Here is a 24234-nt window from a genome sequence, read left to right on the forward strand (position 1 = left end):
TAAATCGATGCGTGAATCAGGCTGATACCGTCAGACCAGCGTCTTGTTGTGGCTGACTGCGTTCTTGATAGAAATCACCGATATGTTGCGCAAATTGGCGGTACACATTCTGCTCTGGAATGTTACTCAGCTGTGTTGCGCTTGGCTCCGTAGCGGCTGATGAGGCAGTTTTGTTGTTGCTTTCTGGCACCACGCGGTTGCGAATATCGCGTCTGTCCAAGGCGGGTTTTGACGGCGTAAACAATTGCAGCAACTGCGCCTTACTTTGTTGCTGGCGTTGCTGTTGCGAACCTTGTTCCTGCTGCTGTTGCTGATTAGATTGCTGCCGTTCATGCACGGTATCGGCAAGACGCGCTTGTTGCTGCGCAGTGACATTGGCCCGTTCATTCTGAGAATTCAGCGCCCGTTCTTCGTGGTTGCTGGTGGGCTGTTGCGGCGGAATCACAGGTGGGCGTTGCAGATTTTCAGCGCGTGCAACATCGGTCGCGGGATTACTGGTCGCGATCGGTATTTGCGGATAGTTAGAGATAACTTGCATGCTGAAAACCTCTTGATTTGCCTAAATTCTAGCCAAAGAGGTGATTAAATTAAACCCTTTTGCGTGCTCCACTGCTGAAAATGGCTCAAAAATTCATCGGTGTGTGAGATAAAGGGCGCATGTGATGCTTTATTGATGAGCACATCGGTAATATCACCTTCACTTTGTAGCAGCGATATCACTTTGCGCGGCACTAATCCGTCTAGCTTGCCCCATATTCTCAGCCACGGGCAGTTCAGCGTTGCTAATGAATCCCGCAGATCTATGCTTCTGAGCATCTCCAGTCCTTGAGCGAGTGCCAGTGCTTGAGGTTGTGGCTTGGCCAACACCAATTCGCGAATACGTTTAATATCGTCGCGTGCCGTCACGCTGCCCATGGCCTGTAGTGCTAAAAAGCGTTCCACTGTTTTACCTAGATCCTGCTGCAACTGTAGCTCAAACTGCGTTAACACCGGCGCTGCAATGCCAGGCCATTGTTGCTCTGTTTGCGCTAAAAAGCAGGGGGATGACGCGACCGTGATAAGTCCGGCAATCTGCAGAGGATATCGTTGCGCTAAGCGGGTGGCGAGCAAGCCACCTAATGACCAACCCAAAACGATAGACTGCGGCGGGATCTGCGTTGCCAATGCTGCCACCCACGCGTCAAAGCCACCTTCAATCACTTGGCTCTCACCAAAGCCCGGCAGATCGATAGCGATACAACTATACTGATCAAGCTGTTCAATTAAGGGCAGAAAGATACTGCTGTTGACGCCCCAGCCGTGCAGTAACACTAATGGACGGCCGCTACCGACGGTTTGAGAAAACAAGGATGTAGAAGTCATTACAAAGCTCAAGGATGAGTGATGGTCAGTCGTAACTTCGCAGTTCGCTGGACGCAATTGGCGAACATTTTACCTAACCGCTGCTTATTGTGTCATCAGACCATTGCGTCTCCGCAACGGGGCGTTTGTCATGCCTGTCTCGCAAGTTGCTTATATCAGACCGAGATCTGCTTGGGTTGTGGTAAGCCTATCTATGTGTTGGCTGAATATTGTGGCCACTGTGTCAAACATCGGCCCATTAGCGTTGTGGCGCCAGCGAGCTATCACACCATGCTCGGTCAGTTAATCCCCGCCATTAAATATCAGGCGCAGTTTGCGGCATTGCCAGCACTGGTTGAAGCCTTGGCTAAACGCATCGAACATCTCTGCCAGAATGAATTACTGACGTTGCCACAGGTGTTAATTCCGGTGCCGCTGCATCGCCAACGTCTTATTGCGCGTGGCTATAATCAAGCTTGGCTTATCGCAGATGCACTCTCAAAGCGCTTACAGATTCCGATGGACGATCAGTTGCTGCTGCGGGTAGCGCATACGCCAGCGCAGGCACAGTTATCGGGAAAGCAGCGACGGCAAAATCTTGCAGATGCATTTGCGCTCAGGCGGGCGTCACCTTACCAACGAATCGCGTTAATCGATGATGTGGTCACGACGGGCAGCACCATTGATGCCATTGCCCGAGTCCTCAGTCCTTCGGCACCGCATATTCAAGCATGGTGTTTAGCAAGAGCTGAAGCCCCCGCCTTAAAGGAATAAGTTGGTTAAGCTCCGTATAGTGCATTTTTGATGGTTCTATGCCGTTTCGTTAGTTAATGGGGCTACAAAGCGGCGTTTATCAGGAGTATCATAGGGTCAATTCTTACTAAATCACTCAGGTTTATCCTGATGGAGCAGGTTTTCATGATCAGTATTTCTGAAGCAGCTCAGGCTCACTTTGTGAAGCTGCTGGCTGACCAGCCAGAAGGCACTAATATTCGCGTTTTTGTTATTAGCCCGGGAACCCCTCAGGCTGAGTGTGGTGTATCTTACTGCCCACCAGATGCGGTTGAAGCTGACGATATCGAAATTGAATTCAATGGGTTCAATGCGATGGTTGACGAGAAAAGCGCGCCATTTTTAGAAGAAGCCAGTATCGATCTGACCACAGATCAACTGGGTTCACAGCTCACCCTGAAAGCGCCTAATGCGAAAATGCGTAAAGTTGCTGACGATGCGCCGCTGCGTGACCGTGTTGAGTATATGATTCAATCCGAAATCAATCCGCAGTTAGCCAGCCATGGTGGTCACATCATGCTGGTGGAACTGACCGAAGACGGCGTCGCCGTATTGCAGTTCGGCGGTGGTTGTAACGGCTGTTCAATGGTAGATGTCACGTTGAAAGATGGCATTGAAAAGCAGATGTTGGAGCGTTTTGCCGGTGAGTTGACCGCCGTGACAGATGCGACCGATCACCAACATGGTGAACACTCTTTCCAATAATGGATTGTTCCCATTAAAAAAGGCGCCTCGGGCGCCTTTTTTGTTATTGGTCATTTAAGGTTCCAAAAAGCGTTCTCGGCGCCAAAGGTAGTAACCTCCAAGGGTGACACTGCGAGCCAGCATAAACCCCGCAAGCGCTAACCATAGTCCTTGGTTGTGCCAAGATTGGCTAAACCACCATAATGGCGCAAACACCAACAAGCTGGCGATCATCATACTATTGCGCATGGTATGGCCCTTGGCAGCGCCGATAAACACACCATCAAACAGATAACAGCCAAAGGATAAAATGGGTAACACCACTAGCCATGGCCGCAGCGCCGTGGCAGCAAGCACGACGTCGTCAATCGACGTTAGCAAGCGGATAAGCCCATCTCCCTCCAACCAAAATGCCAGCGAAAATAACAGGGCGATAGCGGCTGACCACTTGAATGCTAAGCTGACGGTGGCATAAAGCTCTGGGTAGTTGTGTTCACCAGCAGCGCGACCAACCTCGGCTTCCGCATAATAGGCAATGCCGTCAAGGGCGTAGGAAATTAGCAACAACAGATTCAGCATGACTGCGTTGGCGGCAACGGTATTATCCCCCAGGCTGGCGCCAGCGAAGGTAATAAAAGCAAAGGTGAGCTGCAGGAACAGACTGCGAATAAAAATATCGCGGTTAAGTCTTAGTAGGCGGCTGAAATCCACCAATTTTAATGCCGCCAATAGCGGCTTGATGGCGATATTCCCTAGGTATGAAAGGGCATTTTTTACTATCAACAGTGCTACCAGTGTACTGATAATATCGGCGATAACGGATGCAAGCGCCGCCCCTTTCACGCCCCAGCCGAAGCCGACCACAAACAGTAAGTCGAGCGCGATATTAACGCTGTTGGTGATGATCAATTGCCACATTGCGGCCTTAGGTTGCTGCCGCCCCATCAACCAACCGAGCAGTACCATGTTGAGTAGCGCAAAGGGTGTACCCCAAATACGCACACTAAAATAGGCATGACCATATTGCACCACATCGTTACTGGCATCGTTAAACTGCATCGCCAGCTGCCACACCGGCCATTGCAGCAATAAAAACAGTGCGCCTAAGAAGAGTGCGATAAGTGACGACTGTAATAAAATCTGCAACTGCGCAGGGTTATCCCGGCGGCCAAAACCCTGCGCAACTAATGCAGTGGTCGACATTCGCAGAAATCCCATCAACCACAGCATCAATGTTATAATCGTCGACCCCACCGCCACGCCACCTAGATAGGCGGCATCGCTCAAGTGGCCAATGACCGCAGTATCGACCAAACCTAAGAGTGGCACTGTGATATTGGATAAAATCATTGGCAGCGCAAGTGCCAGAAGTTTTTTGTGGCGATTGCTTGGCTGTGGCACTGGCTGTTTACTCATTAGGTTCGGAGATTCTTCATGGGATTCAAAACGTTGTTTTCGGCATTGCTGCTGGTAGTTACCACGCAAATATCTGCTGTGCAGGCTGCCGTTATTCTACAGTATCATCATGTTTCTGAAACCTCTCCGGCCGTTACCAGTGTGTCACCAGCACAATTTGCCGAACAGATGCAGTATCTGGCGGAACAACAATTTCATGTGGTGCCGCTTGCAGACGTGATTGAGTCAATTAGACAGAAGCGCTCATTACCAGCGAAAACAGTGGCGATTACCTTTGATGATGGCTATCGCAGTATCGCTGAAAATGCTGCACCGATTTTGCAAAAATACGGTTTCCCTTACACCCTGTTTGTTGCCATAGAGCCAATTGAAAAAGGCTTTGGTGAAATGATGGATTGGCCGCAACTACAGCAATTAGCGCAGCATGGGGCTACGATTGCGAATCACTCTTGGGCACATGACCATCTTATCCGTCGTGAAAACCATGAGACAGAGCAGCAGTGGCTGGCGCGTATTAAAGCTAACCTTGAGCGTACTGAAGCGGCGATCAAACAACATACGGGTCAAAGTGTAAAAACATTGGCGTATCCGTATGGCGAATACAACAGCGCATTGCAGCAACTGCTGACACAGATGGGCTATGTTGCCTTAGGACAGCAAAGCGGTGCGGCAGGTGAATACTCATCTCTGACGGCGATCCCGCGTTTTCCGGTTGCGGGTGCTTACGCCAACATGGAGACGCTGAAGATTAAACTGATGTCTTTGAATATGCCGGTTGTGGCGCAAACGCCTGAAAATCCGCAACTGACGGCAACACAAAATCGTCCAGAGTTACGCGTATCGCTGAAGTTGGATGATATTCAAAAATCGCAGTTTGCTTGTTTTATTCAGGGGCAAGGTAAGCAACTGCCAACGTGGGTTGACGACCACACCTTTGTTATTCGCGCGGAAAAACCTTTGCCTGCGGGCCGTTCAAGGTACAATTGCACCGCGCCCAGCAAGTCACAGTCCGGTTACTACTGGTTTAGCCAGGCGTGGGTACGACCACTAAATGATGGTAGCTGGTTGAAAGAATAAGAGTTTTAGCACAGCAGAACTAAATTTCTTGTAACGTGTCATAAAAGCATTCTTGAGATTCGGTAAAATATCTGGCCGAATTGGGTGCTTTATATGCCGTTGCATTTACATTTGTGCTGTTTTGGTAATGCAATCGCCGCTTTTCAAGTTGAAGAGCAAGCGCTGCTTTGACTTGAGTATTTAGGAGCAAGTTTTTGATTTCTGTAGTAATTCCTGCCAAAGATGAAACGGGTAATATAGGTCCGCTCATTACCGAAATTCATCAAGCACTTAACAAGCTGACGCCGTTTGAGGTGATTGTTGTTGATGATGGTAGTACTGATGGTACTGCAGCAGAAGTGGTGAACACAGCTAATGCATTGGGTTGTGCCGCCAAAGCCGTAATTCACAAACAGAGCACTGGACAAAGTACTGCGGTGTGGACTGGTGTACGTCAGGCAGCAGGTGAGTGGATTGTGACGCTGGATGCTGATGGTCAGAATGACCCGGCAGATATTCCCGCCATGATTGAGCTTGCCAAGCAGATCAAGGCAGCAGACTTTTGCGTTGCGGGTTATCGCAAGAATCGCAAGGACACGGCTTGGAAACGTTTCCAGTCACGCTTTGCCAATAAGGTACGTAACGCCATGTTGCATGATGGTGTGCCAGATACCGGCTGTGGTTTAAAGCTGTTCCCACGCGAAACCTTCATCAAGATGCCTTATTTTAATCATATGCATCGCTATATTCCGGCACTCGTACGACGTATGGGCGGCGAAGTGCAGATTTCAGTGGTTAACCATCGTGATCGTCAGGTGGGTGTGTCTAAATACACTGCGTGGAACCGTGCTTGGGTCGGCATCGTCGATATTCTGGGTGTTATGTGGTTAATCCGTCGTGCCAAGATTGCGGAGATCAAACAGATTGAAACTAGTATCTCTGCTGACAAGTAAGCAGTTTGGTAAATCGCTGTTTACGGTACTGATCTTTGTACTGCTGGCGTTGCTGGTGGAGAGTGGTTGGTTTGAACACTTGACTGATAAGCAATGGGTTGCTGCACTGATCAACCAAGAAGGGATCAGCGGTGATGCACTGGTCTTTGGTTGTGCAGTATTGTTTATGGCGGTGGGAGGACCTCGGCAACTAGTTGCCTTGGTATATGGTTACACCTTAGGAACGGCGTTAGGCACGCTGATGGCCGCGATGGCCGCGATTGTGGGCTGTGGCGTGACCTTTTATCTGGCCCGTTTTACCATTAAGGGTATTATTACTCGCCGCTTCGGTAAAAAAACCAAGAAATTTGAACAATTTATCTGCCATAAAACGTGGCTTAAAGTCATTATTATTCGGTTTTTACCTGTGGGCAGTAACTTAGTCACCAACCTGCTGGCTGGCTCGACCCACACTCCTTCAAGCGGATTTTTCCTCGGCAGTTTTATTGGCTATTTGCCGCAAACCTTTATCTTTGCCAGCGCCGGTGCGGGTATTGGTTTCTCCGACCATTTTACACTGATGTTCAGTTGCATTCTGTTGGTCGCTTCCAGCCTTATTGGTACTTATCTATATCGCCGTCGCGTGCAGCCTACGGTGGCTGACATTCTGGCAGAAGCCGATGATAAAGAGACGCAATCATGACCCTGTTGAAAAGCTATTTTGAGTCTGACGATTATCGCCGTACGTTCTGGGCCATTTTCATCATTACCCTGATAATGATGTTGCTAGGCGTCGGTTTACGTTCACCTTGGCCTGCCGACGAGCCGCGTTTCGTCGAAGTTGCGCGAGAAATGGTCGCAAGCGGTCAGTGGCTCTTTCCATCGCGAGGCGGTGAGTTTTACCCCGATAAGCCTCCTGTGTTTATGTGGGCCATTGCGCTCTGCTATCAGCTGATTGGTAATCTGCAACTCGCCTTTTTAATTCCCAATGCGCTCTGTGGCTTGCTCACCACAATGTTGGTGTTTGATCTCGGTGCGCGCCTGTGGAACGTGCGCACTGGACGTAATGCCGCACTGTTGTTGATGCTGGTGCCGCAGTTTTTGATCCAATCAAAAAATGCCCAGATCGATGCCATGGTGATGTGTTGGATCACTGTGGGTTGTTACGGCCTTATTCGCCATTTTTTCACTGGTCCAAGTTGGCGCTGGTATTTTATCGCTTGGGCCTTTATGGGGCTCGGCGTCATTACCAAAGGCGTGGGCTTCCTGCCATTACTGATGTTATTGCCTCTGGCTATTTATGCCTGGCGCAAAGGCCTTTATCGCGATAGCTGGCGTTGGAAAGCGGCGTTGGGGCCGGTGGTGATGTTAGCGGTCATTGCATGTTGGTTAGTGCCAATGGTGGTGACTGTTATGACCTCAGGTGATGCGCAGCATCTGGCCTATATGAACAACATACTGTTCAAGCAAACGGGTCACCGCTACGTTGCCGCTTGGCACCATATTAAGCCTTGGTACTTCTTTATTTTTTCCGTTATCCCTTGGTTGTGGCTGCCGTTACCATTGCTGGCGATTGCGTATTGGAAGAAATTGGTGGCCAGCGTTAAAGCCGATCCGCGGATTGCAATTCTACTCATTTGGGTCGCCTTAGTGGTGCTGTTTTTCAGTATCAGTCCGGGTAAACGTAACGTCTATATTTTGCCAGCATTGCCGATGGCCTGTTTGGCATTCGCCGCAGCGTTGCAACAGGTAAAAGAATGCCGTTGGTTTGAGCGTCTGCTACAGGGGCTAATGTGGCTGCTCGGCATTGTCATTTTGGTATTGGCGATTGGTGCGATGTGTGAGCATCCCGCCATTGTGAAAAAGTTAGCTGACTACACCGATGATTTAACCCATGTTGGCTATTTCACGCTGACGATGGCCATTGGCTGGTTAGTGTTGCTACTGGTATCGCGGAAGCAGCCGGCGCTGTTGCAAGCAGGCGTGATTACCATCTTTGGTTGGGCGCTCTATACCACTTGGGGTTATGCATTGCTGGAGCATATGCGTACTCCTAAAGATGTGATGCAGCATACTGCCGAGGTGATTGGGGATGATGGCCAACTGGGGCTTATCGATTTCAAAGAGCAGTTTATTCTGTTCTCGCCGATCGACATTACGCACTTCAGCTATCTGGCGCCAGTGGAACAGCAAGAACGCAATGCTTGGCGCTGGCAACAACAGGGCAGTAGCCGTTATTTGTTAGTGCCGTCCACCGAAGAATTGCATTGCTTTGATATGAGCAAAGGTCGTGACATGGGCGAAGCGCACCGTGAAAACTGGATTTTACTCGGGGAAGACGCGCGTTTAGCCGATTGCCCAGCGCCAGAACATACGACAGTGTTTTTTACGCCTAAGCCCGGCGCTTGGATGAAGCAATAAAGATAAAACGCTTAGTTAAGCGCATAAAAAAGCCGTGCAGCCTCTGACTCTGCACGGCCTTGTTGTTTCTGCCGCATTGTTTAATGCACTGCTTGCAGCCAGCAGCTCGATTGCAATTCGGTGGCCGCATGGGTTTCTAACACTATGCCCAAAGCGCGCGCACTCTTGGCTACCAGTTGCAGACGACGCTTATCTTTGTGGTCCAGTTGCTCAACCCAACTCACTACTGCACTGGTAGTGCCGCTAGTCAAAGCACGTTCGGTTGCCCACAAGGCTTCTACTTCGTCGCGGGCATGGACTTGCAGGACGCGATCCATTCTGACGCCGGCATTCGCCAAAATCGTTTTGTAACCAGCGAAGCCCGGATTAATCAGCACAATCCAACGCCCTTGTTGGCTGAGTTGTGCCAGTTGGCTGCTAAGCTGTTGTAGCTCGCGACGACCATTACTGCTGGAAGGTAGATTAGAGACGCCAACATCGTTAAGTTGACTGTCGACATCCTGCCATAATCCCGGATGACGTGGTGCATTCCCCTGCAACATACTCATAGCCAATCTCCGTTACGAATAATGCCAACTGCTAAACCTTCAATGGTAAGTGCTTGCTCACTGAGGTCGACTTTTATCGGTTTATAGGCGTCGTTTTCAGCATGCAGATAGACCACATTGCCTTTACGTTCAAAGCGCTTTACGGTGACATCATCTTCGACACGCGCTACCACCACTTGGCCATTACGGGCTTCCTGCATTTTGTGCACCGCCAGCAAATCGCCCTCAAGAATGCCGATATTCTTCATACTATCGCCGCGTACCCGCAGCAGGAAATCGGCGCTTGGACGAAACATCATAGGATCAACTTGATAGAACTGTTCAATATGCTCTTGTGCGAGTATCGGCTCGCCTGCAGCAACCTGACCAATCAGTGGCAGGCCTTGTTCTTCTTCTGCGAGTTCTTCTTGTGGTAAACGAATCCCACGCGAAGTGCCCGGCATAATCTCGATACAGCCTTTTTTGGCTAAGGCCTTCAGATGTTCTTCGGCAGCATTAGCACTTTTAAAGCCTAAACGACGCGCAATTTCTGCCCGTGTGGGTGGCATACCAGTTTCGGCAATGTTGCGCTTAATCAGATCTAAGATCTGCGATTGTCTTGGCGTCAGAGGTCTCATGGTTAATCCTGTTTTTTCATACAGTACCTGTCAGTATATACAGTATTTTTTTTCGTGCAACTATTAACCAGTTAGCAACACGTTGGCGCACCCTCAGCGGATTCTGGTATTCTATGGGGTATCAAAAGTAGGTTTTATTAAAACATGTCAACTCATACCTCATTCTGGCTTTCTTCTGTTCGCTGGCTGCAACGTAAATTGGTGCATACCGTCGTGGTGCCACAGGAACCATTTGCTGATTTGAACCTCGATGGTGAGCGGCCGGTGGTATATGTGATGAAGACGGAATCTTGCAGTGATAAAGCCGCGCTGGCAGACGTCACCGACAAGTTGGGATTACCGAGTCCCTACCAGCCGTTGATGGTGGGCGACCACACCATTCCTCGCGTCATGTGTTTAGAAGGCGCCAAACCACTTTTTGGGGCGCGTAAGCAAGATCAGGCTTACTTGAGCACCTTTAGTCAGTTGCTCAATCTGCATAAGCAGCAACCAGAGTTAGATGTGCAGTTGGTCCCCGTCAGCCTTTACTGGGGCCGAACGCCGGGTAAAGAAGACGACACCATGCGCGCCGCGGTGTTCGAACGCGAAAGCCCAAGCTGGCTGCGTAAGTTTTTGATGATCCTCTTTCTTGGCCGCGATAACTTTGTGCAGTTTTCCAATGCCGTGTCAGTGAAGCTGATGGCCGAACAACACGGTACCGACGAAACTATCGCGCACAAACTCTCACGTGTTGCACGAGTGCATTTCCGTCGCCAACGCAAGGTGATGACGGGGCCGGTATTACCGAACCGCCAAGCGCTGTTTGCTGAGTTGCTGCGCAGCGATAATATTCAGCATGCAATTGACGAAGAAGCTGCATCAAAAAAGATTTCATCATCGGAAGCGCGTCATATTGCGGAGAAATATCTCGATGAGATAGCCGCTGATTACTCCGATGGCTTAATTCGCGTCTCGGAGCGTTTGCTGACGTGGTTGTGGAATAAGCTCTATAGCGGCATCAATATCAAAGGCGCTGAGCAGATCCGTCAACTGCATCACGATGGCCACGAAATTGTCTATGTACCGTGCCATCGCAGTCATATGGACTACTTGCTGCTGTCTTATATTCTCTATTTCCAAGGGATGGTGCCACCGCACATTGCCGCGGGTATCAACCTCAACTTCTGGCCCGCCGGGCCTATGTTCCGTCGTGGCGGCGCCTTCTTTATTCGCCGTAGTTTCAACGGTAATAAGCTCTACACCGCGGTGTTTAAAGAATATCTGGATCGTTTGTTTGCCAAAGGCTACTCCGTGGAATACTTCACTGAAGGTGGTCGTTCGCGTACCGGACGTTTGTTGGCGCCTAAAACCGGTATGTTGGCCATGACCATGCACTCAGTATTGCGCGGTATCGAGCGGCCGGTGACCTTAGTGCCAGTCTATTTGGGTTATGACCATGTGATGGAAGTGGCCACGTACCTCAAAGAGCTACGCGGTAAAGAGAAGAAGAAAGAGTCGGTGTGGCAGGTGCTTGGCGCGGTGCGCAAACTCGGCAACTTTGGTCAGGGTTATGTGAACTTTGGTGAGCCGATCAATCTGCAGCAGTTTCTTACGGACTTACAGCCTGAATGGCGCACCCAAGTTAATGCGGAACTTGAACAAAAACCTGCTTGGTTAACGCCGGCGGTGAACGGCCTCGCCAACAAGGTGATGACCCGAATCAATAATGCGGCCGCTGCGACCGCAGTAACGCTGACCAGTACTGTGCTACTGGCGACCGAACAAAATGCGCTGGAGCGCGGCAAGTTGGAGCATCAGCTCAACTTCTATCTCGACCTGTTGAAAGAGGTTCCTTATACCGGTTTTATCTCCGTCGCTGAAGGTGATGGCGCCAGTTTGTTGCAGCAGGGCTTAGAACTGAAAAAATTCTGTATTCAAAATGATGGCATTGGCGATATAGTGTCCATTGATGAAAATGTTGCGGTAACCATGACTTATTACCGAAACAACATCATTCATCTGTTTGCGATCCCCTCATTGTTAGCATGTTGCCTGATTGGCTTTGAAAACAGTAATCGCGAACAGATGCATCAGGTGCTGCAACGTCTGTATCCATTGTTGAAAGCAGAACTGTTTATGGGCTGCCAACAGATACAGGATTATGCCGATAAGTTGCTGGCACGATTTGCTGCAATGGGCTTTATCAGTGGTGATGAACAGCAATGGCGTGTGACGCCAGAAGGTGAATTGCCGCTGACACTGTTGGCGGAAGTAATGAGCGAAACGCTGCAGCGCTACGCCATTATCTTCAACCTGCTCGCTGCCAAGCCGCAAATCGAGCGTGGTGATTTAGAATCAGAAAGCCATCTGCTGGCCAGTCGACTCGGCCGTCTGCATGGTATTACAGCACCGGAATTTTACGACAAGAAGTTGTACTCAATGCTCAGCATTAAGTTGAAAGAGCTTGGGTATCTCAACAATAACAACAATATGGAAGAGATTTCCGCCGTGCGCGATCTAGTTAACCAGTTATTGACGCCCCAAGTTCGTCAAACAATTGTTGCCAGTGCGGAAGTCCAACAGGAGAGTTGATGAAGCACAGCAACAGCCCTGAAAAGCCGCGTTCGCTACTCGGCGGGGCGATGATTATTGCCGGTACCACGGTTGGTGCCGGTATGTTCTCGCTGCCAGTGACCGGCGCCGGTATGTGGTTTAGCTATGCCGCGCTGATGTTAATCGGCGTTTGGTTTTGTATGTGGATGTCAGGCTTACTGTTGCTAGAAACTAACCTGCATTTTGAACCGGGTGCCAGTTTCGATACCTTAACCCGCAAAACCCTCGGCCAGTTCTGGCGCGTGGTCAACGGTGCCTCTATCGCCTTTGTACTCTACATTCTCACTTACGCCTACATTAGTGGTGGCGGCTCTATCGTTAATCACGCTATAGCATTTTCCGGCATCGATTTGCCGCAAAGTATGGCGGCACTGGTGTTTGCCATTGTATTAGCGGCAGTGGTGATGATCTCCACTAAAGCGGTGGATCGCTTTACCACCATTATGATTGGCGGCATGGTGATCTCCTTTGTACTGGCGATTGGTAATCTGTGGCTAGAAGTCGATCCGGTTAAGTTGTGGCAACCGGATGGCGAACAAGTTTTTTCCCCATATCTGTGGGCGGCCATTCCGTTTGGGCTAACCAGCTTTGGCTATCATGGCAATGTGCCATCGCTAGTGAAGTACTACGGCCGTCAGCCAAAGACTATCGTTAAGGCGATTAGTATCGGCACTGTGTTTGCGTTAGTTATCTATCTTGGCTGGATGTTTGCCACTATGGGTAACCTCAGCCGCTCCTCATTCAGCGAGGTAATCGCCGCTGGCGGCAACATGGGCGTGTTGGTCGGCGCGCTGCAAAACGTCGTCGAAAGCGAGCTGATGAATAGCATGCTGACACTGTTTGCTAACCTTGCAGTGGCCAGTTCATTTCTTGGGGTAACGCTGGGCTTATTTGACTATGTGGCCGATCTGTTTGGATTTGACGATAGCCGTAGCGGTCGTACTAAAACCTCATTGGTGACCTTTGTACCGCCAACCATCATGGGCGTGTTGTTCCCTAACGGCTTTTTGATTGCGATTGGATTTGCTGGCTTGGCGGCCACCATTTGGGCCGTGATTGTGCCTGCGTTGATGGCCTATCGCTCGCGGCAGATGTTTGCCGAAGCCAAGGGCTTTAAAGTGCCAGGTGGTACTGCGCTGATCGTGATTGTGATTCTGTTCGGTGTGTTAACTGCGGTATGCCATCTGTTATCGATGGCCAATATTCTGCCGGTGTACCAAGGCTGATGCGGATTGAAGTGGCTAGCGCGTCGATAAAATCGCCGCTAGTCAACTTAAGCGCGACCTTAACTTAATGACCTGCTTGACAATTTTCTGGGTTGCAGTAATTTAAGCACACAGCGTCCCGCTGCTCTGCGCGCGGGTGTAGTTCAATGGTAGAACGGCAGCTTCCCAAGCTGCATACGAGGGTTCGATTCCCTTCACCCGCTCCAAATCTCAGCTTTTTCCACTACTTATCCCGTTGTTGCTAATAATTCAACCGCTGAATCTTGGCCTTTTACCCGTCAAACCTAAAAAAGCCACTGCTGGTGGCAGTGGCTTCTGTAAACGGCAGTTGCTCGTTAGATATCAAACACTAAGCTGCCAGGCGGCAAGAATGGCCAGTTGAGTCGTATTGGGGCGCCGTCGCCTTCGGCACCAAAAAAGTAACCGGTTTGCGGCGTTGCAAATACTTGGCTGCCTTTTTCTAAGCCCAGTTGCTTTAGACGTTGGTGGGTAAATCTGGCTTCCCATAACTCGTCGCTGTGCCAACCGCGTGGTGCCAATTCCAACCTGACTTCAGCGCCAATCGGCGTTATGGCCACAATATCGAACGGCAGGCAGGCTTGACTGTTGGGCTTGTCAGCCAACTCAAGTTCGTGGCTTCGCACATAGATAGCGCCACTTTGTTGTAACTCTGGCTGCTCTGGCGGTACTAAAAATGCGGCATCGTTTTGCCAGCGCGGTTGCTGCCAGTTGGCGTTAAACACGTTAACGTTGCCGAGAAAATCAAACACAAAGCGGCTATTTGGCTGTGCATAGAGCTCAGCCGGTGTATTGATTTGCTCAATGTGGCCGTTGCTCATCACCACAACGCGGTCAGATAGCTCCAGCGCTTCATCCTGATCATGGGTAACAAACACGCTGGTGAATTTCAGTTCATCGTGCAGTGTGCGCAGCCAGCGGCGTAACTCTTTACGCACTTTGGCATCGAGCGCACCAAAAGGCTCATCAAGCAGTAATACTTCCGGTTGCGTAGCCAAGGCGCGGGCGAGGGCAATACGTTGTTTCTGCCCACCCGAAAGCTGTTCAGGATAGCGCTGCGCCAGATGTGCCAGTTGGACCGTCTCCAGTAGATGCGTTACCCGTTGCTTAATCTCGGCGGCAGATGGGCGTTGTTTACGTGGCATCACTTGTAAGCCAAAGGCGACGTTTTCGGCCACGGTCATGTGACGAAACAGCGCATAGTTTTGAAAGACAAAGCCAACACGACGTTCGCGAACATGGATCTGAGTGACGTCCCGGTCACCAAAATGCAATTGGCCGCTATCGGCGCCTTCGAGTCCGGCGATTATCCGCAGCAGCGTGGTTTTACCTGAACCTGACGGCCCGAGCAGACCGATCATTTCTCCCTCTTCAATGTCTAGATTGAGAGGAGAAAGCGCCTGAAACTGGCCAAATTTCTTGGAAATATTAGTAAGACGAATACTCATAATTGGCTCTGCTCATTATCATGATGGGCGGATAAACTGCGTTGTTGGCGCCATTCGACAATGGCTTTTAACAGCAGGGTAAAGAGGGCGATAAGTGCCAGCAGCGAGGCGCTGGCAAAAGCGGCTTCGGCCTGATAATCCTCATACAGCAACTGTACGTGTAATGGCAGGGTGTTGGTTTCCCCGCGAATGTTACCGGACACTACTGCCACGGCGCCAAATTCGCCGACGGCTCTGGCGTTGGTGAGAATGACGCCGTAAATCAATGCCCACTTAATGTTGGGCAGAGTAACGCGGCGAAACAGTTGCCACCATGAAGCGCCTAAAATCACAGCCGCTTCCTCTTCTGACGCGCCTTGCTGCTGCATCAGCGGGATCAGCTCGCGCGCTACAAACGGGCAAGTGACGAAAATGGTCACCATGACTATTCCCGGCCAAGCGAACATCACTTGTAGATCGTGTTCAAACAACCAACTCCCGAGCCAGCCGCTGTTGCCATAGAGCAGCAGATACAGCAGGCCCGCAACGACTGGTGATACCGCAAACGGAATATCAATCAGCGTGATAAGAATTTTACGGCCGGGAAATTCAAAGCGGGTTACGCTCCACGCCAGTAGCACACCAAACACTAAGTTGATTGGGACGGTCAGTGCCGCAACTATCAAGGTCAGGCCAATTGCGTGCAGCGTGTCGGCATCACTTAAGTGCTCTATATAAAGCTGCCAGCCGCCCGCAAAGGCTTGTTGAAAAATACTCGCTAACGGCACCAACAACATCAGGCAGCTTAGTAACACTGCCAGTGTGATGAGACTCCATTTGATGAGCGGCGCATCACCGACTCTTGAAGGTTTAAATGTGTTCATCTGCGCTCCTTAACGTCCGCGAATTCGGCGCAAGTAGCGCGCTTGCCAGAGGTTGATCAGCAACAGTAATAACAGCGAGGTCATTAGCACCACTGAAGCAATGGCACTGGCGCCCGCAAAATCAAATTCTTGTAGCTTAACGAAGATCATCAGTGAGGTAATTTCACTGATATAAGGCATGTTGCCAGCGATGAAGATCACCGCGCCGAATTCACCAAGACTTCGGGTAAACGACAGCGCCGTGCCGACGACGAGTGCGGGCCACAGTGAGGGCAGAATAATGCGCCAGAACACAGCGCGATCCGAAGCTCCAAGGGTCATGCCCGCTTCTTCTTCGTCGTGCGATAGTTCTTCCAGTACAGGCTGCACGGTACGCACTACAAACGGAATGCTGGTAAATACCATGGCGACTACAATGCCCACCGGCGAGTAGGCCACTTTGATACCGATTTGCGCCAACAGGCTACCAATCTGGCCGTTCTCGGCATACAAGGTTGCCAAGGTAATGCCCGCAACTGCGGTGGGCAGCGCAAATGGCAGATCCACCAACGCATCGAGTAGACGCTTGCCGGGAAACTCGTAACGGACTAATACCCATGCCAGCAACAGACCGAACAGTCCGTTAAACACCGAGGCCGCCAGTGCTGACAGTAAGGTGACACGATAGCTGGCCACCACCCGCGGATCAGCAATTACGCCCCAATACTCAGACCAACTCATTGCACTGGTTTGCATAATGAGTCCTGTGGTGGGGAGTAACAGGATCAAACTGACAAACAGCAACGACACACCTAAGCTGATGCTGAATCCAGGAAGTACCCGTTTATGGCGTATGCGCCCATTATTAAAAATCACAGAGTTAGCCACCGCATTACGTTAACTGAGATAAACCTTTGCCCGTCTGATCTTGCGCCGATGCTTGTCGCCTACAAGCTATGAGACCCGGGGCTGAGCCCGGGTCACTTTCGCAGTTCGACAATTGCAGGACTTAGCGTTTTAACAATTGGTCGAGCTTAGCGCCGCTGGCAAACTGCGTCTTCATGGCGTTATCCCAACCACCGATGATGCTTTCTACTGTCAGCAGGTCAACTTCTGGGAATTTCTCGGCAAATTCCGCTTTGACTTTGTCGTTATGAACACGATAGTTAAAGCCTGCCAGCAGACGTTGTGCCGGTTCGCTGTACAAGTAACTCAGGTATTCATTGGCCAGCGCTTCATTACCGTTACGTTTGGCGTTCTTGGCAACGACTGCAACCGGGAACTCAGCCAAAATAGAGGTTTTTGGTACCACGACTTGATAGTCGTCGCTGCCATATTGCTGACGAATGTTGTTCACTTCAGATTCAAAGGTAATCAGCACATCACCAATACCACGTTCAACGAACGAGGTTGTTGCACCGCGGCCACCCGTATCAAATACGGCAACGTTGGCGAGGAATTTCTTCAGGAATTTATCCAGTGCAGCTTGGTCATCTTTGCCATACTGCTTTTGCGCATAACCTAAGGCAGCCAAATAGGTGTAGCGAGCGTTACCAGAGGTTTTCGGGTTCGGAAATACCAGCTTCACATCGTCTTTTGCTAGGTCGCCCCAGTCGCTGATCTGCTTTGGATTACCTTTGCGTACCAAAAACGCGATGGTGGAATAGTAAGGCGAGCTAGCGTTTGGCAGCAGTTGTTGCCAATTCGCTGGGATCAACTTGCCGCGATCCGCCAAAATCTGGACATCAGTCACTTGGTTGAAGGTCACCACATCGGCCGGCAGCCCTTGCAAAATAGAACGTGCTTGTGCCGATGAACCAGCATGGGATTGCTTGATTTCAACTGTTTTACCGGTTTTCTCTTCCCAGTGTTTGGCAAACATTGGGTTATAGGCACTGAACAATTCCCGTGCGATATCGTAAGAGGAATTCAGCAGGGTCTGATCTGCAGCAGCCACATTGAGTGAGGTGCCCAGCAACAGGGTTCCCAGCATTGCCTTTATCAATTTAACTGACATGTTTACTCCTTAATCTGGCAACGATACCAGTGTGTTGCGATATAGATTAATAGAAGTTAATTTTTATAAGAAGGTGCATATCTAGAGCTTTTTGGAATAACTATGAGCGATTTATTGTATGTGGCGCACCATATTCATCGTGTTTGTGAATCACATCAGTCTTAGAATAGGACATCGCTTATTTGTGTCTAATTTAATTAAGGACCATTGCTGTGTCTGACTTTCCGACTATTGAAGCCTGCATTGGGCAAACGCCGCTGGTACGTCTGCAGCGGTTAGATTGTGGCTCTGCAACGGTACTGTTGAAGCTTGAAGGCAATAACCCGGCGGGCTCAGTTAAAGATCGTGCAGCGTTAAATATGATTGTGCAGGCGGAGCAACGGCAAGAGATCCAACCCGGCGACACACTGATTGAAGCCACCAGTGGCAATACCGGCATCGCGCTGGCGATGGCGGCCGCTATTAAAGGCTATAAGATGACGTTGATTATGCCGAAGGATTCCACCCAAGAGCGTAAAGATGCCATGCAAGCCTATGGTGCCAAGCTGCTGCTGGTGGGCAATATGGAAGAAGCGCGCGATTTGGCGTTAGCGATGCAAGCGGAAGGCAAAGGTAAGGTGTTGGATCAGTTTAATAACCAAGATAACGCCAATGCCCATTTCCTGACGACCGGCCCGGAAATCTGGCAGCAAACCCATGGCAAGGTCACCCATTTTGTGTCGAGTATGGGCACTACCGGCACTATTATGGGCGTGTCTCGTTACCTTAAAGATCAAGACCCTAATGTCACCATTGTTGGCTTACAACCGGCTGCAGGCAGTGCTATTCCCGGTATTCGCCGTTGGCCGCAAGAATATCTGCCGAGTATTTTTGATGCCTCACGTGTGGATGTGGTGATGGACATAGAAGAACAGGATGCGCAGCAGATGGCGCGTACCTTGGCACGGGAAGAAGGCATTTGCGCTGGTGTCTCGTCAGGTGGCGCTGTGTTTGCTGCTCTGGCAATTGCCAAACAAAATCCGGGCGCAGTTGTGGTGGCGATTATTTGCGACCGTGGCGATCGCTATTTGTCATCTGGGTTATTTTCTTAGCCAATAGCGGTAGCAAATACTGAAAACGCTCACTTTGCTTGGTGCAAGTGAGCGTTTCTTTTGGGGAAATCTTGGTGTATCAAGCCGTTGGCTTTTGATAGCTGATGTGATTAATAAACCACAGCTTATCGCCGGTTGGCGTGCTCACCGTGGCTTCATCATCGACTTCCTTTTTGAGTAGTGCCCGCGCCATCGGTGCATCAATGGAGATGTAGTCTTTCTCGCCGTAAATTTCATCGGGGCCAACGATACGAAAACGCTTCACTTCACCTTGCTCACTTTCCACTTCAACCCAAGCGCCGAAAAACACTTTGCCTTCCTGAACGGGTGAATATTCGACCACGGTGAGCGCTTCGATGCGCTTACGCAAAAAACGCACGCGCGAATCTATCTGTCTTAGTAAGCGCTTGTTTTCTTTATAATCTGCATTCTCTGATCTATCGCCTAAACTGGCGGCCCAGGCCACTTTTTTGGTGATTTCAGGGCGATATTCGCGCCATAAATAATCCAACTCTTTGCTGAGTTTAGCTAAGCCTTCGGGCGTGATTAAATTTGTTCTCAAGCTGCATCCTAGACAATAAACTGGCTTGGTAAAAATGTTGTTTCGACAGTCGAACTTTAGGCCGTTTCACGGGCTTATTGACGACTCAGGGTAATATACTGCCCTTGCGGGTGAGTGCCAATCTTCGCATCAGTATCAGCTGGGTGAATGTTTGTGACTCGTACAAAACGTTTTAAGGAATTTTTAATCTTTCGGTTGACATTTCAGCCGATTTCGATAACTTGACATATTATGTCACATGGAAGAACGAGCATATGTTTGAGTTTCTACTGAGCGATCAGAATTTTCTTTTCAGTTGTGCCTTGTGCTTGATGTTGTTGCTAGCGCTAGTGGAAGGTGTTGGTGCTCTTGTGGGCATCTCATTAGGGAATTTGATTGATCAGTTGTTGCCGGTCGATCTCGACATTGATGCCGATGCCGGCGTGGAACTGGCTAATCCGGCTAATGGCGTAACGGCGCTGCTCGGCTGGCTTTGTTTTGCCAAACTGCCGTTTCTGGTATGGCTCATTCTGGCGTTGACCAGCTTTAGTGTCAGCGGCTATGTGGTGAATGCCACTGCACAAAATCTATTTGGCACTTTGTTGCCACTTTATATCAGCTTACCGGTCGCGATTGTGGCCATGTTGTGGTTAACGCGCATGATTGGCCAGCCATTGGCGCGTTTACTGCCGAAAAACGAATCTTCCGCCATCAGCAGCCGCTCATTTGTGGGCAAATCGGCGCGGATCACTATTGGCACAGCTCGGCGAGAACTGCCTGCCGAAGCAGTGTTAGTCGATGATTTCGGCCAGAAACATTACATTTTGGTGGCGCCCGAAGATGACAGCGTGTTGCCTGCCGGCACCGAAGTCGCCTTACTCGAAAAAACCAAACGTCACTTCATCGTGAAAGCACTCAATTCCCATTCATCATTAAGTTAAAAGAGGACGTATGAACGAATTTGTTCAGTCAGGTACTACGGATAACCTGAGCTTGATGTTAATTATTGCCGGCGTGGTGGTGGTTGCCATTCTCGCTATTGGTTTGATTTTTGCCAAATTGTATAAGCGTGCCACCAAAGAAACCGCCTTTGTACGTACCGGTTTAGGCGGTGAGAAAGTGGTTAAAGATGGCGGTGCCGTCGTGTTGCCGGTATTGCATGAAGTGATGCCAGTGAACATGACCACACTGCGCATTGAAGTGGTCCGCGATCTAAAATCGGCGCTGATCACCAAAGACCGCATGCGGGTGGATGTACGCGCCGAGTTTTATCTGCGGGTGGCGCCAACCACCGAAGGTATCTCGATGGCGGCACAAACTTTAGGTTATCGCACCATGGACTCTGACCAAGTGAAAGAGTTGATGGAAGGTAAGTTCGTTGACGTATTGCGTGCAGTTGCGGCCGAAATGACCATGACCGAAATGCATGAGCAGCGGGCCGACTTTGTGCAGCGGGTGCAAAACAACGTCGCAACCGATCTGGAGAAGAACGGCTTGGAGCTGGAGTCAGTGTCGCTGACCGGCTTTGACCAAACGAATCTCGAGTATTTTGATGCCAATAACGCCTTTGACGCCGAAGGTCGTGCGCGTTTGACGCGTATCATTCAGGAAAAACGCAAAGAAACCAACGATATTGAGCAGCAAACCCGGATTCAGATTGAAACCCGTAATCTCGAAGCTGACAAACAATCGTTGGATATCAGTAAGGCCAAAGAACAAGCATCACTGGAGCAGCAACGTGATCTGGAATTCTCCCGTGCCGAACAGAAAACCCTGATTGCCCAACAGGCGGCTGAAAAAGCGCGTGAATCTGAAGTTGCCGAGATCAATAAAGAGCGTGCCATTCAACAGGCACGGATTGAGAAAGAGCAGGTGATCGAACAGCGCGAAATCGAGCGTAAAAAGGCGATTGAAGCGTCGAAAATCGATCAAGAGCAAACCATTCGCGAGAAGCAAATTGAGCAGCAACGCGCCGTTGAAGTTGCGGAGCAGAGCAAGCAAGTGGCGGTGGCGGTGAAATCGAAAGAAGAATCCGTTGCCCGCGCTGATGCAGCCAGCGAAGAGCGTAAGAAAGTAGAAGCCGAAGAAGCGGTTATCACCGCGCGTCAATTGGCCGAAGCCAACCGTAAGAAACAGATTGAAGTGCTGGAAGCCAGCCAAGAAGCTGAACGTGAAGCCGTTGCGGTGAAAGTGGCCGCAGAAGCGGAGAACTCCGCCTCGAAAGCTCGCGCCGAAGCGTTAGTGACTGAAGCAGAAGCGAGTGCCCAAGCCGAGCGCATCAGAGCAGAAGCGAAAGCGCGTAGCTATGAGGTAGAAGCTGAAGGTAAGCGCATGCTCAACGAAGCCGATAACGTGCTGAGCTTAGAGCAAATTGAGCTTCAAAAAGCGATTCAGATCCTCAAAGTGCTGCCAGACATCATCGCGCAAACTGTGAAACCTCTGGAACATATCGACAGTATTAAGATTTTGCAGGGCTATAACGGCTTAGGCAGCAGCGCTAGTGCTGGCGAAGGCGTCAGTGCCGAAGGCAGTCTGTCGGAGCAGATCACCAATGCCGCGCTGAAGTATCGTGCTAATGCGCCTATGGTGGACGCTATGTTGTCAGAACTCGGCATGGTCAAGCAGGGTGAAGGTCTGGAGCAGTTATTGAGTGGTAGTGCCGCCATCACTCAAAGCGCAATCCACAGTAAAGCGGTGAAGGGGACTACAGTAGATAGCGCACCGTTAAAAACCAACGGAACTACGCCACCGGCTGCAGATGTAGCCGCTGACATCGAATAAGTATTGATTCAGCATCTTAAAGCACAGCTAAGGCTGTGCTTTTTTATGCTTAGCTTCTTGCTCTTACAGGAGTAATACTCTTCTTAACTCGTTGTTGGACAACTCGATTTGTTTAATTATGAGATACTACAAAGGCGATGGAGTGGTTCGTGCATTGCTAATTGGTTGACGCAGTGTAGGAAGTCCTGTGGATGTTACGTTACTCATGACCTTAACGAAATTAAGTAACTTGTTATAACTCTCGTTTCCACGGTAAATCTTCAACCGGTTTAACGCCTTGATAATTACAATTTATAAAGTATTCAAAGTCTAAATGCCTCCCATTAACGAGTACACTTCCTATTGCCTCATTACAATCATTAGTAAATTGAATATACCTAAGAATATCGCGAATTTGGATCTTAGTGCCTTTGGGTAACAAAGCTATTCGTTTCCCGCTAGCACAGCAATCAGACTGGCTTACCAAAGTATTTTCAAAAAAGCTGTAGTTGTGCTCATCAACTTCAAACAAGGCCATATCTTCAGCGAGATAGAAGTATCCACCCACATATTCTGGGTAGTAACTAGACATGCTTTCAGTTTCTGCTGCACATGCTGTGATTAGCGTGATTGATAGAAAAACGAGAATCTTACGCATACTTTTCTTGAGTACTATCGGCCCCAGCAGGCTGACTTTGTTAGGCATTTGCTTGGGCCTCTTTCTGGAGGCCATGATAATTTTTATACCTAAAGTCCCTAGAGTCTCTAAAGCAAGGAGGCAACCCCTCTGGGAAGCGCTCTCCACCGAGAAATTCTAGAATATCTGATAAATAGGTTGTTACTCTAATCCAAGCATTTCGGAATGACTCAATTATCTCTTCATCAAAACCTTCAATGTGCCACTCTCTGATAAGAGCTAAAACCTGAACTTCATCTGGCGCTAAAGCCTGCATTAGTATTGGCTCTTTCTCAGAGCGCTCGATAAACCTCTTAATCGCAAGATCGCTATCTTCAAAGGGATCAACATAAAAACCAAATTGCATCTTGATCGTATACCCTCTAATAGATGCCACAAAAGCTTTGCTCTCTGGCTTTAACATTGACTTGTGAACGATATGACGACGATGCTGGATTATTTTGGAGAAAAGAGGATCTACTAACTCTAATTCTTTTCTAATTGGCTTATGCCACGCAGGAAATCCGTCATGGTTTTGTAGTGCCATATTGATCATATCGGGAATTTCCCGCAAAGATCGTATAAAGGCATTCATAGAATACCTAAGAGCGTCCGCGTCATGATAGTTACCTTCAATCTGATGAAGATACCAGTGGCTCTCTTGCCATCTATCCAACGCAGCTTCAATTTTGTCGTGAGCACAACTCATGTGTATGCCTAACAGATTATTAGTGCGCATTTATGAGGTTAGATTACTAAAAATACGCATTGTTAACTCTTTGTATTAAAAAGAAGTTATCAGCTTTTCCTCAAATACACTATCCGGGAAACGCCGCATGTGCGTTTCCCCAACCTAGTATTTTGCGAATTCAAATTTAACTAATTGATTTTAATGCCGTTTATTATTTTTAATAATGAGGGAGTGCCCACGAAGATGTGCTCAGAATCGACCAAAATACAGGGGAGTTTGATACGACTGCATTGCTGCCCAGTTTTTCGGCTTCCTGATGAACGACACGATACAGGATGTTGTCTCTCAATATCCGTCTTATAAGCAATGGCAAGTGACCATTTCTTTCATGATCCATCGCCTGCCTAGCCATTATTCGCTTTTCATATAAAAAGCCCCACATCAAATAACTTTTTAGTTACACTGATAACTATCGACCTCACGCTAGCCACAACGCCTTGGAGACAGAGATTTGCCGCTAACGTT

At 49.4% G+C, this 24234-nt stretch carries 23 protein-coding genes and 1 tRNA gene; 12 read left to right on the plus strand and 12 right to left on the minus strand.

Annotated elements, in window-relative coordinates:
* Positions 1-16: 16 nt before the first annotated feature.
* A complete protein-coding gene (locus tag HR45_RS08730; RefSeq protein ID WP_037442052.1) occupies positions 17-538 on the minus strand; it encodes a hypothetical protein in 522 nt (173 codons plus the stop codon).
* A 44-nt stretch (positions 539-582) separates the two neighbouring features.
* Positions 583-1362 (minus strand): pimeloyl-ACP methyl ester esterase BioH, encoded by a 780-nt coding sequence (gene bioH, locus HR45_RS08735; protein WP_052074627.1) that lies wholly within the window; start codon positions 1360-1362, stop codon positions 583-585.
* Positions 1363-1383: 21 nt separating this feature from the next.
* On the opposite strand from bioH, the gene HR45_RS08740 reads away from it, so the two are divergent.
* Both HR45_RS08740 and nfuA read left to right on the plus strand, forming a co-directional pair.
* On the plus strand, positions 1384-2115 hold the full coding sequence (locus HR45_RS08740) for a ComF family protein (RefSeq protein WP_037442054.1): 732 nt from the start codon (positions 1384-1386) through the stop codon (positions 2113-2115).
* A gap of 144 nt (positions 2116-2259) precedes the next feature.
* A complete protein-coding gene (gene nfuA, locus HR45_RS08745; protein ID WP_037442056.1) occupies positions 2260-2838 on the plus strand; it encodes a Fe-S biogenesis protein NfuA in 579 nt (192 codons plus the stop codon).
* Positions 2839-2892: 54 nt separating this feature from the next.
* On the opposite strand, the gene HR45_RS08750 is transcribed toward nfuA, so the two are convergent.
* A complete protein-coding gene (locus HR45_RS08750; protein ID WP_037442058.1) occupies positions 2893-4233 on the minus strand; it encodes an MATE family efflux transporter in 1341 nt (446 codons plus the stop codon).
* 18 nt (positions 4234-4251) lie between these two features.
* On the opposite strand from HR45_RS08750, the gene HR45_RS08755 reads away from it, so the two are divergent.
* The 4 genes from HR45_RS08755 (at position 4252) to HR45_RS08770 (ending at position 8642) form a co-directional block, all read left to right on the plus strand.
* Complete coding sequence (locus HR45_RS08755; protein WP_081933432.1) at positions 4252-5310, plus strand: polysaccharide deacetylase family protein; 1059 nt, start codon at positions 4252-4254, stop codon at positions 5308-5310.
* Positions 5311-5504: 194 nt separating this feature from the next.
* Positions 5505-6242, plus strand: coding sequence for a glycosyltransferase family 2 protein (locus HR45_RS08760; protein WP_037442060.1), 738 nt, complete (start codon positions 5505-5507; stop codon positions 6240-6242).
* Positions 6214-6924 (plus strand): TVP38/TMEM64 family protein, encoded by a 711-nt coding sequence (locus tag HR45_RS08765; RefSeq protein ID WP_241461083.1) that lies wholly within the window; start codon positions 6214-6216, stop codon positions 6922-6924. Before HR45_RS08760 ends, HR45_RS08765 begins: the two co-directional genes overlap by 29 nt.
* Positions 6921-8642, plus strand: coding sequence for an ArnT family glycosyltransferase (locus HR45_RS08770; protein WP_037442062.1), 1722 nt, complete (start codon positions 6921-6923; stop codon positions 8640-8642). The genes HR45_RS08765 and HR45_RS08770 overlap by 4 nt, the downstream gene beginning before the upstream one ends.
* An 80-nt stretch (positions 8643-8722) precedes the next feature.
* Here HR45_RS08770 and HR45_RS08775 read toward each other — a convergent pair whose 3' ends face one another.
* Together HR45_RS08775 and lexA are read right to left on the minus strand one after the other, a co-directional pair.
* The gene (locus tag HR45_RS08775; protein ID WP_052074628.1) at positions 8723-9190 is read right to left on the minus strand and encodes a cell division inhibitor SulA; all 468 of its coding nucleotides are present in this window, start codon (positions 9188-9190) and stop codon (positions 8723-8725) included.
* The gene (gene lexA / locus HR45_RS08780; RefSeq protein WP_037442064.1) at positions 9187-9807 is read right to left on the minus strand and encodes a transcriptional repressor LexA; all 621 of its coding nucleotides are present in this window, start codon (positions 9805-9807) and stop codon (positions 9187-9189) included. The genes HR45_RS08775 and lexA overlap by 4 nt, the downstream gene beginning before the upstream one ends.
* 144 nt (positions 9808-9951) lie before the next feature.
* Between lexA and plsB the strand changes: the two genes are divergently transcribed.
* The 3 genes from plsB (at position 9952) to HR45_RS08795 (ending at position 13831) form a co-directional block, all read left to right on the plus strand.
* A complete protein-coding gene (gene plsB / locus HR45_RS08785; protein WP_037442066.1) occupies positions 9952-12378 on the plus strand; it encodes a glycerol-3-phosphate 1-O-acyltransferase PlsB in 2427 nt (808 codons plus the stop codon).
* Positions 12378-13625 carry a tryptophan permease gene (gene mtr, locus HR45_RS08790; protein WP_037442068.1) on the plus strand — a complete coding sequence of 416 codons (1248 nt, stop codon included), beginning with the start codon at positions 12378-12380 and terminating at the stop codon, positions 13623-13625. Before plsB ends, mtr begins: the two co-directional genes overlap by 1 nt.
* A 132-nt stretch (positions 13626-13757) precedes the next feature.
* A tRNA-Gly gene (locus HR45_RS08795) sits at positions 13758-13831 on the plus strand.
* Between the two features lie 129 nt (positions 13832-13960).
* On the opposite strand, the gene HR45_RS08800 is transcribed toward HR45_RS08795, so the two are convergent.
* The 4 genes from HR45_RS08800 to cysP all read right to left on the minus strand — a co-directional run bounded on the left by HR45_RS08800 (position 13961) and on the right by cysP (position 17950).
* Positions 13961-15091 carry a sulfate/molybdate ABC transporter ATP-binding protein gene (locus HR45_RS08800; RefSeq protein WP_037442071.1) on the minus strand — a complete coding sequence of 377 codons (1131 nt, stop codon included), beginning with the start codon at positions 15089-15091 and terminating at the stop codon, positions 13961-13963.
* Complete coding sequence (cysW, locus tag HR45_RS08805) at positions 15088-15954, minus strand: sulfate ABC transporter permease subunit CysW (protein WP_037442072.1); 867 nt, start codon at positions 15952-15954, stop codon at positions 15088-15090. The genes HR45_RS08800 and cysW overlap by 4 nt, the downstream gene beginning before the upstream one ends.
* Before the next feature lie 9 nt (positions 15955-15963).
* Positions 15964-16809 (minus strand): sulfate/thiosulfate ABC transporter permease CysT, encoded by an 846-nt coding sequence (gene cysT, locus HR45_RS08810; protein WP_037442370.1) that lies wholly within the window; start codon positions 16807-16809, stop codon positions 15964-15966.
* Between the two features lie 133 nt (positions 16810-16942).
* Complete coding sequence (gene cysP, locus HR45_RS08815; protein ID WP_037442074.1) at positions 16943-17950, minus strand: thiosulfate ABC transporter substrate-binding protein CysP; 1008 nt, start codon at positions 17948-17950, stop codon at positions 16943-16945.
* 212 nt (positions 17951-18162) lie between these two features.
* Between cysP and cysM the strand changes: the two genes are divergently transcribed.
* Positions 18163-19041: a cysteine synthase CysM gene (gene cysM, locus HR45_RS08820; RefSeq protein ID WP_037442076.1), complete on the plus strand. Its 879-nt coding sequence runs from the start codon at positions 18163-18165 to the stop codon at positions 19039-19041.
* 79 nt (positions 19042-19120) lie between these two features.
* Here cysM and greB read toward each other — a convergent pair whose 3' ends face one another.
* On the minus strand, positions 19121-19603 hold the full coding sequence (greB, locus tag HR45_RS08825) for a transcription elongation factor GreB (protein WP_037442078.1): 483 nt from the start codon (positions 19601-19603) through the stop codon (positions 19121-19123).
* A gap of 254 nt (positions 19604-19857) precedes the next feature.
* Between greB and HR45_RS08830 the strand changes: the two genes are divergently transcribed.
* Positions 19858-20523, plus strand: a complete 666-nt coding sequence (locus HR45_RS08830) for a YqiJ family protein (protein ID WP_037442080.1) — start codon at positions 19858-19860, stop codon at positions 20521-20523.
* 10 nt (positions 20524-20533) lie between these two features.
* On the plus strand, positions 20534-22363 hold the full coding sequence (locus HR45_RS08835; protein WP_063355102.1) for a flotillin family protein: 1830 nt from the start codon (positions 20534-20536) through the stop codon (positions 22361-22363).
* Between the two features lie 232 nt (positions 22364-22595).
* Here HR45_RS08835 and HR45_RS08840 read toward each other — a convergent pair whose 3' ends face one another.
* Both HR45_RS08840 and HR45_RS08845 read right to left on the minus strand, forming a co-directional pair.
* On the minus strand, positions 22596-23048 hold the full coding sequence (locus tag HR45_RS08840; RefSeq protein WP_037442082.1) for a hypothetical protein: 453 nt from the start codon (positions 23046-23048) through the stop codon (positions 22596-22598).
* The gene (locus HR45_RS08845; protein WP_052074629.1) at positions 23041-23727 is read right to left on the minus strand and encodes a hypothetical protein; all 687 of its coding nucleotides are present in this window, start codon (positions 23725-23727) and stop codon (positions 23041-23043) included. Before HR45_RS08845 ends, HR45_RS08840 begins: the two co-directional genes overlap by 8 nt.
* Between the last annotated feature and the right edge of the window lie 507 nt (positions 23728-24234).

Origin of the sequence: Shewanella mangrovi (genome assembly GCF_000753795.1) — a bacterium.
Lineage (GTDB): Bacteria > Pseudomonadota > Gammaproteobacteria > Enterobacterales > Shewanellaceae > Shewanella > Shewanella mangrovi.

Coding starts and splice junctions, on each gene's coding strand:
- mtr (WP_037442068.1), top strand. CDS start 12,378: ATGAAGCACAGCAACAGCCCTGAAAAGCCGCGTTCGCTACTCGGCGGG.
- HR45_RS08845 (WP_052074629.1), bottom strand. CDS start 23,727: ATGAGTTGTGCTCACGACAAAATTGAAGCTGCGTTGGATAGATGGCAA.
- nfuA (WP_037442056.1), top strand. CDS start 2,260: ATGATCAGTATTTCTGAAGCAGCTCAGGCTCACTTTGTGAAGCTGCTG.
- HR45_RS08800 (WP_037442071.1), bottom strand. CDS start 15,091: ATGAGTATTCGTCTTACTAATATTTCCAAGAAATTTGGCCAGTTTCAG.
- HR45_RS08840 (WP_037442082.1), bottom strand. CDS start 23,048: ATGCCTAACAAAGTCAGCCTGCTGGGGCCGATAGTACTCAAGAAAAGT.
- plsB (WP_037442066.1), top strand. CDS start 9,952: ATGTCAACTCATACCTCATTCTGGCTTTCTTCTGTTCGCTGGCTGCAA.
- HR45_RS08755 (WP_081933432.1), top strand. CDS start 4,252: ATGGGATTCAAAACGTTGTTTTCGGCATTGCTGCTGGTAGTTACCACG.
- HR45_RS08750 (WP_037442058.1), bottom strand. CDS start 4,233: ATGAGTAAACAGCCAGTGCCACAGCCAAGCAATCGCCACAAAAAACTT.
- HR45_RS08730 (WP_037442052.1), bottom strand. CDS start 538: ATGCAAGTTATCTCTAACTATCCGCAAATACCGATCGCGACCAGTAAT.
- HR45_RS08775 (WP_052074628.1), bottom strand. CDS start 9,190: ATGAGTATGTTGCAGGGGAATGCACCACGTCATCCGGGATTATGGCAG.
- bioH (WP_052074627.1), bottom strand. CDS start 1,362: ATGACTTCTACATCCTTGTTTTCTCAAACCGTCGGTAGCGGCCGTCCA.
- HR45_RS08740 (WP_037442054.1), top strand. CDS start 1,384: ATGGTCAGTCGTAACTTCGCAGTTCGCTGGACGCAATTGGCGAACATT.
- lexA (WP_037442064.1), bottom strand. CDS start 9,807: ATGAGACCTCTGACGCCAAGACAATCGCAGATCTTAGATCTGATTAAG.
- HR45_RS08830 (WP_037442080.1), top strand. CDS start 19,858: ATGTTTGAGTTTCTACTGAGCGATCAGAATTTTCTTTTCAGTTGTGCC.
- cysP (WP_037442074.1), bottom strand. CDS start 17,950: ATGTCAGTTAAATTGATAAAGGCAATGCTGGGAACCCTGTTGCTGGGC.
- HR45_RS08835 (WP_063355102.1), top strand. CDS start 20,534: ATGAACGAATTTGTTCAGTCAGGTACTACGGATAACCTGAGCTTGATG.
- HR45_RS08770 (WP_037442062.1), top strand. CDS start 6,921: ATGACCCTGTTGAAAAGCTATTTTGAGTCTGACGATTATCGCCGTACG.
- cysW (WP_037442072.1), bottom strand. CDS start 15,954: ATGAACACATTTAAACCTTCAAGAGTCGGTGATGCGCCGCTCATCAAA.